Raw genomic sequence first — 12,803 nt, 5'->3', positions numbered from 1 at the left:
TATAAATCATACCGTTCTAACTATTACCTGACAATTTTTAGAGTTGGTCTTTCCTTTGGTGCAGAATATAAATACTTTGTATCGGAAACAGTTGATCCTATAAAAGCTAACCCGAACACTAAGTTTTCAAACTCTTTAATTGGAATTTGAAGTGATTCAGCAATTTTATACTTGGTTATTCCTTGATCTCGCAAGCGACTAAAAACCTTAGTCAATAATTGAGATTGTTCTCTATCAATGCTATCTGGTTCGTTTCTAAGCATTCCGCTTTTCGACATCTCAATATTCAAGCTTCGGTATTGCCAATCTGAAATTAATCCTAAGTCTTTTAGACGCCTCACAAGTGCGGCCAATGAGACATTCCATGCTTTTTTCAATTTTATAAGAACTCTCAGGTTTGGTAGTCTTGGCGCAAGAGCTTTTACGCTCTCTGCAGGCATTAAAAAAGCGGATGCGAACTGATCAGCTTCGGATTCAACTTCCTTACCTTTAGTGATGCCACTATGCTTATGAAGTACTAAATGCCCAAGCTCATGTGCTGCATCAAAGCGGCTTCTTTCCGCAGATTTAAACGTATTCAGAAAAACAAAGGCTAAGTTATCCTTCCAAAAAGAAAAGGCATCGACCTCTTTATTTTCTTCTGATAGGGAGAATATCCGGACTCCATGCAACTCCAATAAATGAATCATGTTTCTAATAGATTTTACACCCAACCCCCACTCACTCCTTAGTGAGCTAGCCGCTGTTTCTGGGTCTACTCCACGCAAATCAGCTAAGTTTGTTTTTGGTAGTTTGAAGTTAGTATTGTTGTCGAGCCAGTCGGAAAAGTGAATTGCAATACTTCCAGCACCTAAGGCTGCGTCTCTTTGGGCCGCACGCATGCTTTTAAACGAGCGAAAACTAACAGTGTCAGGATCTAAAGGTTCGATATCTTCCCCAAAAAAGAACTCGATCGGGAAGTTAAGTGCTGTGGCAATATTCTCAATTGTCTCTGCTGGAATGTCATGCTCGTTCTTACCATTTTCATATAGGGAAATCATTCGTGAAGACATACCCACCTCTTCAGCTAACGCTCTGATGGTCAGTTGCCTACGAATTCTTGCTAATTTAAGCCTATTAGGGTTTAGTTTACTTTTGGTTGTCATCTAGATATCTAGCTCAATTTCTGGGTCAAAATCTGGATTAAAGTCACCTTCGGTTGTAGATACTGGGAGAGCCGGAAGGATGAACCGCTGAGACCAGCTGCCTACCTTGCCTGAATTATCAACAGCTAAAGGTAAAGATAATTCAGATCTCACTTCGCTAGCGAGTCGGTCAAAATAATAAAGAAGTACCCAAGTTTGTGTTTCTAATGGTTTATTAGGTTCTGACTCTGTTGTTTCCTCAAGTACGTCGAATAGACTCATTTGTGTATTTTGAGCTGTATATTGAACTGCCAGTTCGCCTTTAGGATTTCGAGTTGTAGGAATTGAGCTTGTGCCGGTCTCCTTTGTCCCACCTGAAACAACGATAGATACTTTTCCTGTCGGGTGGCTAGTCATTGAGAGATTACGATGATTATGAATTTTCCAGCCATACGGAATTAATTGGTTTCGTAGTTCTGAAACAGTTCCAAAAAACGCTAATGTGCCAGGCGTATTCGCTGGATGTGTTGGTAGTGCAGTGTTTCTATCTGCTTGCCCACGTTCCACAGCATTCAATAAGTGCTCTTCATTTACGCCTAAAGAAGATAGCGTAACAACTTTATTTAGATCTAAATTTTGCATATAAAACCTCTCGATTTGATTTCCATTTCGCAATCCTACCACAAATTCGTGGTTAAAACAGGAAATGATTTTGTTTTGAGTTAATCTGGAAGAAGTCTGCTAAATTTGAGAGCCTTGAGGGCTTTCACCAATTCGATCACATTTCCTAGAAGAGAAACAAACTTACGAAAGTTACTTATTGAAATGCTATCTCAATATCGCTATTTTCAAAGGGTAATAGCAACAGTCAAAACTGGGTAAGGAACTTAACCCACCAACAAATCTATAAGGATATAGAATGTTAATACTTTCAAGAATGATCGGCGAAACCATCAAAGTAGGTGACGACATCGAAATCACAATCGCCAAACAGACCCGAAACTCCGTAACTTTAGGTATCGAAGCACCTCAAGATGTCACAATTCATCGGCAAGAGCTTTACCTGGCTATACAGAAAGACAAGCGGTGAGGGTAAGTTAATTTTTATCTTCTAAATTCCGATTAACGAAACTTCCTATTCAATACGATTTATAAGCCCGCACCTAGCGGGTTTTTTTATGTCTGCCGTTTTACCAAACTCAATTAAATCAATAAATATGACAATTTGTGTTGACTTATAATAATGACATTATGTAGTATTTTCTTAAATAATTACAATATGAGTTGTTGAGCATGAATACCCAGACACAACAAACCTACATACCACTTGGACCAAAAGAGTTGCTGTATCTCACAGGTAGAGCACACGGTTTGAGCAACAAAGAAGTGGCGCGCGAATACGGCGTATCTCACCGAACAGTTGAAGGCGCGATGAGCACCATTTTGTATAAGTTCAAAGCACGTCGCATTACTGAGGTTGTTTACAAAGCCACCAGCGAAGGGCTTTTGTGTGCTGTGTTTGCACTGGCGGCGATGCTTTCTGCTCTATATGCCACCCCTGATCATCCATACCGTATAAAACGAGGTGGTGCTCATTCAGTCAGGATTGTGCGAGTTCGAACCAGAGTGATAACTCATGTGTAGGCTAACTTTTCGCGTTAGTCCAAAACACTTGCCGGTGGGCATTACCAAAAACGCCAATCCTATTGCTAATTTTGAGTGTTACCAACAATGGGCAGCCAAATGGCTTGCGGTAACCAATGAACATCCCAAATTATCTGATCTTCAAAACGCATTGAACCAGGTCATGGATGAGCACAACCAAGTTGAAAAGGAGAGGGCGTAATGTTTGCAGTCTTTGGAATGAATCGCGAATACGCGAAGAGACAGGCAATTGCCAATGTGAAGATGGTGAAAAACCGGAAACCATTAAGCCAGGCACAATACCAAAAGGCTTTTGATTCTTACGTTAATAACCTGATGGATAGTGAAAGGGTTGTGAAACTTAGCCCAATGCTTTCGACTCCTGAAATTGCCAAGCAATGGATGGAATTGGCAAAGAAAGACGGCGGCCGGCGATTAGAAATTTGTATTCATCACCCACACAAAGAAGTGGTGAAAAAGGGTGGTCCGAAAGTTCATTTTAAGTGGTCGTTTTTTTCACCTGGTCGTGATTACAGCTTGAAGGCCTTGCCGGGTGTTTAAAAGAGAATTTCTAAACCAAATAACCGCAAGTGTTTCAAAATACAGGGGTTTATAAAACCATGAATACACAACAATCTATAACCGAGCGGCAATACCGATTAAACCTAACTACCGAAGAGTTGGAAGAAGTCACTGGCTATAAAATACCCTCGAAGCAGCTGCAAGCACTTCGTGAAATGGGGTTTAGTCCGTTAGTACGGCCTCGTGATGGTCGGCCTCTGTTGAGCCGATCGGAATATGAAGGGCATAAATCCGAGCCAGAACTAAATTGGTCTGCAATTGGCTAATTCATTTTTTAAGGAATTTGATTGAATGAATAAATCTAAAGCTACTCGACCTGTTTGGTTGCCTAAGCGTGTTTACCCCGCAGGTAACCTTTATCGTTATATTTCGCCAGATGGTAAATATTATCGGTTAGGTCGTATCGATGCTGGCCAAGTAAAAATATTGTCCGAGTACAAGCGCGTTATCAATGAAATCAAGGATGAGAAAGAGTCTAGTAGCAAGCGATCGTTCCGAAATATGGTGAAGGGCTACAGGCAAAGCCCCATGTTTACGGAGCTCGCACCGCGCACTCAAGCCGACTATGTGCGTCATCTGGATACGCTGAGTGACTTGTTTGGTACTCGTGATGTGCGCTCCATTACCTCACCGATGATTGACAACATACACGAAGCATTCACTGTTAAGCGCGGCGCTGTAACGGCCAACCGCCATTTTGCTTCCCTGAGTAGAGTCTTTACTTGGGGCAAGCGCAAAGGCTGGGTGTTGAATGACCCTTCAAAGGGGATAGCAGTGAAGAACAAAGAGCGGCCGCGCGATCGTTACATATCAGATTTGGAATTAACGCTGTTGATTGAGCAAGCACCACCGGCACTGAAAACTATGATTCTGATTAGTTACTTATGTGCCGCACGTTTTAGTGATGTTTTAACGCTGACTATGGCGCAGATCTCGGAGGAGGGTATTTACATTCGCCAGGGAAAGACTGGCAAGAAGCAGGTTAAAACTTGGTCTAAAGCCCTAAAAGAAGCGGTGCGGATTCAGAAGAAGACGATTCCTGTAGGGTCACATTATCTGTTCCCTGGACGAAATGATAGACCAGGCTACCCCGAGCACATTGCCAAGAGCACCATGGAAGTTAACTTTCGGAAAGCACGAAAGGAAGCGTTTGAATACGCCCAAAAATATGAGCTTAAGTACAAACCTGATTTTACTTTCCATGACTTGAAAGCCAAGGGGATATCTGACTATGAGGGGAATAAGCAGGAATTTTCTGGGCATAAGACTGCTGCGCAAGTTGATGTTTATGATCGGAAGGTTAAGCGGGTAAGGGCGCTTGAGAGAAAGTAAGTGTTTATAACGAGAGTGAAGAAAAACCTCAGCTATTTCAAATTCATGATATAGACAAATTTGCATACCAAAAATAGGTCGACATTTAACCAAATAGTTTGATGCTTCTCCTAATTAAAATTCAAAAATGCTCTATTGACTTAGAGTCTACTGGCGAATGAATTCTTCTAAAGCCTAAACGGGTTAAATAAGTCGTAAAAAGCAAGATGCAGCAAGTATATCAATTCTATTCGTAACAAGTAATCTCATAAATATACTATGATTAAAATTACCTTTTTTGAGCTTGATCGGTGTAAACGGCATGTTTACAACAAACATTTAAAGAGTCTATGAATGTACTTCTAGTTTTCAGTAGAGGTAAAAAAGTCCAATTATCATAAAATGACGAAATATTGTTTGCCAAATTGACAACATATGATGACTTAGTCATTATGTAAAAGTACTGTCATGTAATTGATTTTGCATTAGATGAAATAGGCTGTCCCAAGATATCGATGTGGATATTAAAGTAGCGGCTAATTGTATGATTGATATTTCTGGAATCCGATAATGGTGGGATTGTATAGATGGAAAAAATAAAAATTGCTGAATTTTCTTACGATATTCATAGTTCCTTAGGTGAATATGAAACGCCAGAATTTGATTATCTAAAAACCTTGGGTATGGCTGCAACTCTTGCAGTTCATATAAGGGGGTTAGGTGAAATTTCATATGAAGTTCTGAAACTAGCTTCATTCCATTATTTTAAAATCCCGTCATTTGCTTTAGACAAAGTTATAGATATATTGTCTGAACTAGAATTTGTCGACGTATTAGGTCCTAAGAAAAAAATAAAATCCATAATTCCAAAAATCCCTCATTTTGCGAGCATATATAGCACCATTGGTGAATTCACTGAAGATGGTGATTTAAATGAGAGTGAGCTTGCAATGCTTGCCATATTAAATCAGGTCTATAATAAACCGGAAAACAAACAAAAATTGATAAATGGGGTAGGCGCAGAGTCCTCAATAATTGATATATGTTTAAAGTATAGTGAAGCTGGTGGTTTGTTACGTACACATAAAGCACGTGGAAAAGAAATTATTTTAAGTCCATATTACTTTTCTGATAACTTAGATGGCTTGGCTGATTTAACTGCTAAGTCGGGTTCAAGTAACATTTTAAGAGTTCTCGATAAACTTAAAGCTAATCAAGGCTGGCCTCTTTCGATGGTCATGAGTAACAAAGAAATTGGAGGGCAAAAACTAGATCATATAGAATTATCTTTGATAAATTCAATGTCTGCTGAAGGTATATTGAAACCACCCTCAATAAAGTTTGGGAATGGTAATCTTGAGCAGTTTATATTCACACCGAACCCTGGATCTAATCGATTAAATGCGGCTAACAGAGAAATTTACGAGCGATCAATGGCTTTGGTTTCTAGTGTGCGTAAGGGGCAACTTATGCCTGCTCGATATAGGATAAATTATCCTATTGCAATTTTGAAAAGTTTGAGAAATAAAGGCTTTCTAAGTAGTAATTCTGAGGCTAGCGAGCAATACAAAAATCTTGTATTTATGAAAGTAGCTTTTCTCAGGCCAGTCGGGAGTAAATGCCAATTGGTCCTAATTCAATCTGAAGAAAATGTTCAAGCACTAGATATAGCTATAAATCTTTTAGAAACAGGCGAGCTTGCTAGTCTAGAAGTTAACAAAGAGGCCACTATTTCTTTTTCTAAAGATGAAGTATATGTTCAATCTATTATGGCAGCTTCTGAAATGAGAAAACGCAAGCAAGTAGATATTGCAGAAGAAGCAAAACACGAAATGGATCAGCTGCTATTGAATTTGGATATTTAAATATGGCTAAACTTGATAAAGACACAGTGCAAAAAGAGAAAGCAATTCGTTACTGTATATCTAATGATGTGTTACCTTTTCTAGAAGTAATAGTAAATAACTCAAGAGAAATATCAGATATAAAGACTGTGATCACAGACCTTGACGTTTTAGGAATCGAAGTATCTAGAAGAGGTGTAACAAGAAAAATCCTTTTTGATTGTAAAACCGTTGCAAAAATGAGCGCTGTCAATCGAGCATTTTGGGCTGCCGGCGTTATGGCATACACTGGATGTGATGAGTCGTATGTTATTTTGACTAAAAAAGCTACAGAAGCCCATCGAGTTAGTGCCAGGTCACTTAATGTGCATCTTTTTCAGGAACAAGATTTTCACTCATATGCTCAATCAGCCAATATAAACTACCTTGATCTACTATCCTACTCATCGAATATTTCTAATTGGCATGATTTTTACTCAATATTTGAGAAGGATAATAAACTAAGTTCGTTAGGTGAACACATTAATACTAAACTTCCACTGGAAAAGGATAGCGCTAAATCCCTAAGAGAATTACTTGGTGCTATTAGAGCAACCAAAGGTGAGCTTGATCCCAATAAACTCAGCCATATGGCGATTTATTCGTCAATTATACTTAGCTTTATGTTGGTTATGGCACCTATATGCTCCCAAATTAGCGATATATATAATCACGATATGACCCAAGAAGAGTATGAGAAAATACTTCGATACTATATTTGGGGGGGCAGAGAAAGCTATATACAAAGGCGGAATTTGAAAAATGCAGTTTTAGAAGCCACTGGTTCAGAAAAAACAGAGTTAGAGCTCCCAGGTTGGAGTGATTTTATTCAAGCATCAAGAACTTTTCTTGATGCTCCCTCCGAACTCAGGGAAGCACTTATTCCCTGTAGAGAAATATCGTTAAGGTGTATCTCATCTATTGATCCTGAATTCGATAAACTACTTAGTTTGAAAATTAAAAAATCGAATCGAATTAATCAGTTTATAATTACTTCGTCGACATACTTATATAAGGCAACCGGAATGCCTAAAGATTTCCATCATAATATTTTAGGCATTATCGAAAGTATAGAAGGTGCATCTACCAAATAACGGCATTTGAATAGATATTTTTTGCGCTTTTGATTAGAAGTTCATGTTTTTTTTATTTGAAAGTGATAGCTATTCAATTTCTATGTCGGATCTAGGTCGAGTTAAAATTGGGCGAAATAATGGTGTTTTTTTTTGAAATTTCAAAAATATTTCAAACATCGTTCCAAATCAGAAGTGATAAAACAGTTTTAAAACCCCAGAAACTAAAAACCCCGCACGAGGCGGGGCTTTCAGGACGTTCTAATATGGCGGAGAGTGAGGGATTCGAACCCCCGGTAGGTTGCCCTACGTCTGATTTCAAGTCAGGTGCATTCGGCCGGACTCTGCCAACTCTCCTTGAGTTGCGGGGCATGATACCGTTTTGTAATTTCGTGTCAACAAAAAATCTCGCTAAGCTGCTGAAAATTAACAAAAAGTTGGTTTTTGTTTGTCTTTTAATCAATTTCAGTTTTGAGGGTGACTTTATTTTGTTGATCTATATCAACCGGAATAAGAATAATTATTAAATGATATTGGTTATCAAATACAATGTGTCTATCTTCTAAAAAAGGCTTTCTGCCATGACACTTTCTGATTCCCCTTTTGGTCATGAGATGACTGTTTCTGGTTTTCAAAACACGACCGAGAGCCAGGTGGGTTTATTTTTGTCTCTGGGTTTGGCGCCTGCGATGCGGGTTCGTGTTATTCGGTCTGCGCCTATGGGTTGTCCGTTACAGGTGAAGGTTGGGCATTCTTTGTTGAGTATTCGGCGTAAAGAAGCGGCATGTATTTTGGTCAATGAGGGGTCCTTATAGTGGCTAAAACGATTGCGCTGGTCGGTAACCCCAATTGCGGTAAAACCTCTTTATTTAATCAACTAACCGGTCGTCACCAAACGGTGGGTAACTGGCCTGGGGTGACGGTTGATAAAAAGTCGGGCTTTGTAACAATTGGTGATGAAAAATATGAGTTGGTTGATTTGCCGGGTATTTACTCACTTGAGCAGGCTCAGCTTGGCTTGGATGAAGCTATTGCTAAGAAGTTTTTAACCAACCGTCCTGACATTATTTTAAACGTTGTCGATGCTTCTGCTTTAAATAGGCAGCTGTTGTTAACGCACCAGTTGCGTGAATACGGTATTCCGATGATTGTTGCTGTTAATATGCTAGATGTAGCTCAAAGCAACCATATTCAGGTTGACCTGCAAACGCTACAGAGCAAGCTCGGTGTGCCTGTGGTAGGCACGGTGGCTTCTTCTAAAGAGTCTGTGAATAAGTTGAAGGCCCAAATACCATTGGCGGCTAGTGTTGATGTTGAGCCAATCATAGACGGGTTAAGTAATGCAGATAGGCTTATTGAGCGTTTGGCGGTGGTCAATAGCTGGTGTTCTGCGGTTATGGAGCAATCGTCAAATAAAATTACTTTTACAGAGAAGCTAGATGGTGTTTTGCTGAATCGATGGTTAGGGATACCTATCTTTTTAGCGGTTATGTACTTGCTGTTTGCTTTTGCCATTAATGTGGGTGCTGTGTTTATTGATTTCTTCGATATTCTGCTGGGCACTTGGTTGGTCGATGGCTCGAACCAGCTCCTAAGTGCCGTTAATACCCCAACCTGGATAATTGTTTTAATTTCGAACGGCCTTGGTGGTGGCTTGCAGTTGGTGGGGACATTCATTCCGGTTATTGGCTTTTTGTATGTGGGTTTGTCGGTACTGGAAGGCACGGGCTATTTACCAAGAGCCGCCTTTGTTGTCGATAGAATGATGCGTTCGATAGGGCTACCTGGAAGGTCGTTTGTGCCTTTAATTGTGGGTTTTGGTTGCAACGTTCCCTCGGTAATGGCCACTCGCAGTTTGAGTAATCCGTACGACCGCATGGTAACCGTTGCAATGACGCCGTTTATGTCTTGCGGTGCACGGCTTACTGTTTATGCCTTATTTGCTGCAGCGATGTTTAACCAAAATGGCCAAAATATCGTTTTCCTTCTCTATTTGCTGGGCATTTTCATGGCAGTTGTCACAGGTTGGGTATTCAGGAAGGCATTTAGTGCACGCCAGCTGACCAGTTCAGTTTTAGATTTACCGGCCTTCCACGTGCCTTCGCTGCGTAATATTTGGATGAGTACTTGGCATCGCTTGAAGAGCTTCTGTTTAGATGCAGGTCGTACAATCGTTATTGTGGTGGTTGCGCTGTCCTTTATTAATTCTTGGGGTATCGATGGTAGCTTTGGTAACGAAGACAAAGAAAACTCAGTTTTAAGTGCTGTGAGCAAAGCAGTTACACCCATTTTTTATCCGCTAGGCGTTACAGCCGATAACTGGCCTGCCACGGTGGGTATTGTGACGGGTATTTTTGCCAAAGAGGCAGTCGTGGGCACTTTAGATTCTCTCTATGCCGATATTGCAGGTGTCGATGATGGTGATAGCGAGTCGCTAAGCTATTGGAAGTCAACTCAAACGGCCTTTGCATCAATTATGGACAATGCACGGGGTTTAGCCGGTACTTTGGTCGATCCGTTAGGCTTGAGCATTGGAGATGTCAGCAACCAAGAAGCCGCCGCCAATGAGCAAGGCGTGCGCACCAGTACCTTAAGTACCCTGGCAACTTTATTTGAGACGCCTTTTGCCGCCTTTTGCTATCTAGTGTTTATTTTGCTTTATACGCCTTGCGTAGCGATGATGGGGGCTTTAGTGCGTGAGGCTGGACGGTCTTGGTCTATTGTTGTGATCAGTTGGAGCACTATTTTAGCGTATTCAGTATCAACGTCGCTCTACCAAATAGGCACGTTCCACTTGCATGCATTTTTCTCAGCGAGTTGGTTGCTGGCCATGGCTGCAATGATGTGGGGTGCGTTCATAGTGCTTAAACGAGTTGCTGAGCAAGAAGTGGCAAAAGCGGGGCTCATCCCTTTAGTGAGTGTAGAAGCTGGTTGTCACTGAAGCTTTACTCATTGCTGTAGTTCTAATTGCAGCTTGAAAGCCGTTTTAATGCGTTACATCAACGTATTTAAAACGGTTAATACTACCATTTACTTCTTGAATGACTTTAAGAAGGCGCGACGATGACGGCAATTATTTTTTATTCCACTACAGATGGTCAAACTAAGAAAATCGCCGAAAAAATGGCAGATGACTGGAATGGCGATGTTAAGGTTTTGACCATTAATGAATTGCCGAACTATGTAAACGATAAAAGCATAGGTCAAGTCATAGTGGGTGCGTCAATTCGTTATGGGCATTATAACAAAGTGGTAATGGAGCTAATTCATACCCATGTAGATTGGCTAGAAGCTAAAAATGCAGCATTTTTCTCGGTAAACCTAACGGCTCGCAAGCCAGAAAAACAAGACCCCGCAAACAGCGCTTATATTCAGCGCTTCATTAAGTCAACAGGCTGGATGCCCAATCAAATAGCCATGTTCGCTGGTCGGCTATGTTATCCAAAATACTCTTTTATAGATCGTCAAATGATCCGCTTGATTATGAAAATGACGGGCGGATGCGCCGATGGCACCAGTACCATTGAGTACACCAACTGGGATGAAGTTAAACGCTTTTCTAAGACGGTTTCAGGGCTTAATGTTCGCTCAAAGGCTGTAAAGGCAGCCTAAATTGAGCTTTATAGTCACAATTGATGCTTAATTAGGCTAAATAATTAGTGCAACAGGCGATATGTCAACCTATTATCAATACTGAGTTGTGATTCAAATCACACAAATGAGTATTTTTAGGCAGGGAGTGATATGTCGTTTTTTTCTAAAGGGATCTTAAGTGTCCTAATATCAGCTGGCATAGTGTCGACAGGCTGGGCAGCATCGGAGCAAGATCAGTATGAAGTGGCTAAGACCAAACTACTGTTCTTACTCAGCTCAAAAGACTATACGGCTGCACAAAAAGTGGCAGATGAAAAAGCAATCCAATTCAAATCAACTGGGTTTGAATACGATTGGCTTTATTTACAAGGTATCACTGCCTTAAAACAGGGTCAGTTAGAAACCGCCGCTGCATTATTGCAACAACTCGACAACTCCTCTATTCAACAAGACCAATGGCTACTCGATATAGCCACCATTGAACTCAAATTGGGTAATGCGCAGGTTGCCAATGGATATTTAAGTCGCTGGGTAGACAGCCACCCCAAGCACGTTCCTGGTAAATATTACTTTGCGATGAGTTTTTATGAACTCGCCAATTATCAAGGTGCTATTGATCAATTACAAAGCCTTGATCGCAACACTGCAGTTGCATCTATTAGCGCCGATAAGTTGGATTATTTATTGGCCGCCAGTGCCTATAAAGCAGGGCGAAATAGTCTAGCCACTCAATCTGCCAAGAAAGTACTCTTGGTTGAAACAAGTCCATATCAACAAGCTGCCAATGATATTCTTAATAACATTAAATTAAAGCAAGGCGAAAAGAAATGGTCGGCAGAATTAAGCGCTAAAGCCTCGTACGATTCAAATGTTACATTAGCCAATGGTGAGAACCAGCTAAGTGACGTTCGCGGTGCATTACAATTTGATGGCAGCTTTCAGCCGGTACAAGCGGTTAACTTGAGTTACCAAGGTGCCGTGACTCAACATGCCGAAGTCACCGATTATAACTTGTTGTCTCATAAGCTAACCGGCGAATTTAACGCGGTCTTAGGTGCGATAGATTTACGTTTGGGTTATAGCTATGGGCAAACCGATCTAGATAAGGAAGATTGGCTAACCCAACATCGTTTCTATTTGAACACGAGTAAAAATAGCTTATCTTTTGTAACAGACCTCATTGCTCAGCAATACCCAGACGATGAATCTCTAAACGGATACCTAGCCGGTATCTCTGCCACACAGTTACTAACGCAAAAGGGTTCCCAGCCGATTATTTCTGCCACCTTAGGCAGCCAGCTTCATGTTAATCAAGATTATGAACTGAAGAAAGTTAGGGTAAATGCCGGTGGTGCCTTTATGTCGTATATTGCCAGTTGGCAATTACAGGCAAAGGGTGATGTTTCCTATACTCAATATCCGCCTGATTCAACGTTAGAATCAAAAACATTAATAACTACATCCATCGTAGGTTCAAAATTAATTTTGTCTCAGTTACGGCTGACGCTATCGGCAGATAGTTTTTGGACCATTTCAACACCTGAAAGTTTTGATTACCAACGCTATGTAATCAGTAGTGCTTTAGCATGGAG

Annotated in this window: 13 protein-coding genes and 1 tRNA gene; 11 read left to right on the top strand and 3 right to left on the bottom strand. The window is 40.7% G+C overall.

The annotated features are described in order from the left end of the window. Positions 1-23: 23 nt before the first annotated feature. Together ACI882_RS15980 and ACI882_RS15975 are read right to left on the bottom strand one after the other, a co-directional pair. Positions 24-1,145, bottom strand: coding sequence for a helix-turn-helix domain-containing protein (locus ACI882_RS15980; RefSeq protein ID WP_411745943.1), 1,122 nt, complete (start codon positions 1,143-1,145; stop codon positions 24-26). Next, the gene (locus ACI882_RS15975; protein ID WP_411745944.1) at positions 1,146-1,766 is read right to left on the bottom strand and encodes a hypothetical protein; all 621 of its coding nucleotides are present in this window, start codon (positions 1,764-1,766) and stop codon (positions 1,146-1,148) included. Positions 1,767-2,043: 277 nt separating this feature from the next. On the opposite strand from ACI882_RS15975, the gene csrA reads away from it, so the two are divergent. From csrA to ACI882_RS15940, 7 genes are all read left to right on the top strand, one after another. After that, a complete protein-coding gene (gene csrA, locus ACI882_RS15970; protein WP_411745945.1) occupies positions 2,044-2,214 on the top strand; it encodes a carbon storage regulator CsrA in 171 nt (56 codons plus the stop codon). 203 nt (positions 2,215-2,417) lie between these two features. Beyond that, on the top strand, positions 2,418-2,768 hold the full coding sequence (locus ACI882_RS15965) for a LuxR C-terminal-related transcriptional regulator (RefSeq protein WP_411745946.1): 351 nt from the start codon (positions 2,418-2,420) through the stop codon (positions 2,766-2,768). 201 nt (positions 2,769-2,969) lie between these two features. Beyond that, on the top strand, positions 2,970-3,329 hold the full coding sequence (locus ACI882_RS15960; protein WP_411745947.1) for a hypothetical protein: 360 nt from the start codon (positions 2,970-2,972) through the stop codon (positions 3,327-3,329). A gap of 59 nt (positions 3,330-3,388) precedes the next feature. Beyond that, a complete protein-coding gene (locus ACI882_RS15955; RefSeq protein ID WP_411745948.1) occupies positions 3,389-3,616 on the top strand; it encodes a DUF4224 domain-containing protein in 228 nt (75 codons plus the stop codon). A gap of 25 nt (positions 3,617-3,641) precedes the next feature. Continuing rightward, the gene (locus ACI882_RS15950; RefSeq protein WP_411745949.1) at positions 3,642-4,682 is read left to right on the top strand and encodes a tyrosine-type recombinase/integrase; all 1,041 of its coding nucleotides are present in this window, start codon (positions 3,642-3,644) and stop codon (positions 4,680-4,682) included. 566 nt (positions 4,683-5,248) lie between these two features. Further along, a complete protein-coding gene (locus ACI882_RS15945) occupies positions 5,249-6,526 on the top strand; it encodes a hypothetical protein (protein WP_411746986.1) in 1,278 nt (425 codons plus the stop codon). Positions 6,527-6,528: 2 nt separating this feature from the next. After that, positions 6,529-7,638, top strand: a complete 1,110-nt coding sequence (locus ACI882_RS15940; protein WP_411746985.1) for a hypothetical protein — start codon at positions 6,529-6,531, stop codon at positions 7,636-7,638. A gap of 246 nt (positions 7,639-7,884) precedes the next feature. Here ACI882_RS15940 and ACI882_RS15935 read toward each other — a convergent pair. Beyond that, a tRNA-Ser gene (locus ACI882_RS15935) sits at positions 7,885-7,974 on the bottom strand. 224 nt (positions 7,975-8,198) lie between these two features. On the opposite strand from ACI882_RS15935, the gene ACI882_RS15930 reads away from it, so the two are divergent. From ACI882_RS15930 to ACI882_RS15915, 4 genes are all read left to right on the top strand, one after another. Beyond that, the gene (locus tag ACI882_RS15930) at positions 8,199-8,432 is read left to right on the top strand and encodes a FeoA family protein (RefSeq protein ID WP_411744200.1); all 234 of its coding nucleotides are present in this window, start codon (positions 8,199-8,201) and stop codon (positions 8,430-8,432) included. Next, on the top strand, positions 8,432-10,558 hold the full coding sequence (feoB, locus tag ACI882_RS15925; RefSeq protein WP_411744201.1) for a ferrous iron transport protein B: 2,127 nt from the start codon (positions 8,432-8,434) through the stop codon (positions 10,556-10,558). The genes ACI882_RS15930 and feoB overlap by 1 nt, the downstream gene beginning before the upstream one ends. A gap of 122 nt (positions 10,559-10,680) precedes the next feature. After that, positions 10,681-11,229, top strand: a complete 549-nt coding sequence (hemG, locus tag ACI882_RS15920) for a menaquinone-dependent protoporphyrinogen IX dehydrogenase (protein WP_411744202.1) — start codon at positions 10,681-10,683, stop codon at positions 11,227-11,229. Between the two features lie 132 nt (positions 11,230-11,361). Continuing rightward, on the top strand, positions 11,362-12,803 hold a 1,442-nt coding region (locus tag ACI882_RS15915; protein WP_411748544.1), incomplete at its 3' end, for a tetratricopeptide repeat protein.

Source organism: Reinekea sp., from assembly GCF_046710285.1.
Classification (GTDB): Bacteria; Pseudomonadota; Gammaproteobacteria; order Pseudomonadales; family Natronospirillaceae; genus Reinekea.
Note: the sequence above shows the minus strand (reverse complement) of the source record. Positions and strands in the feature narration are given on the sequence as shown.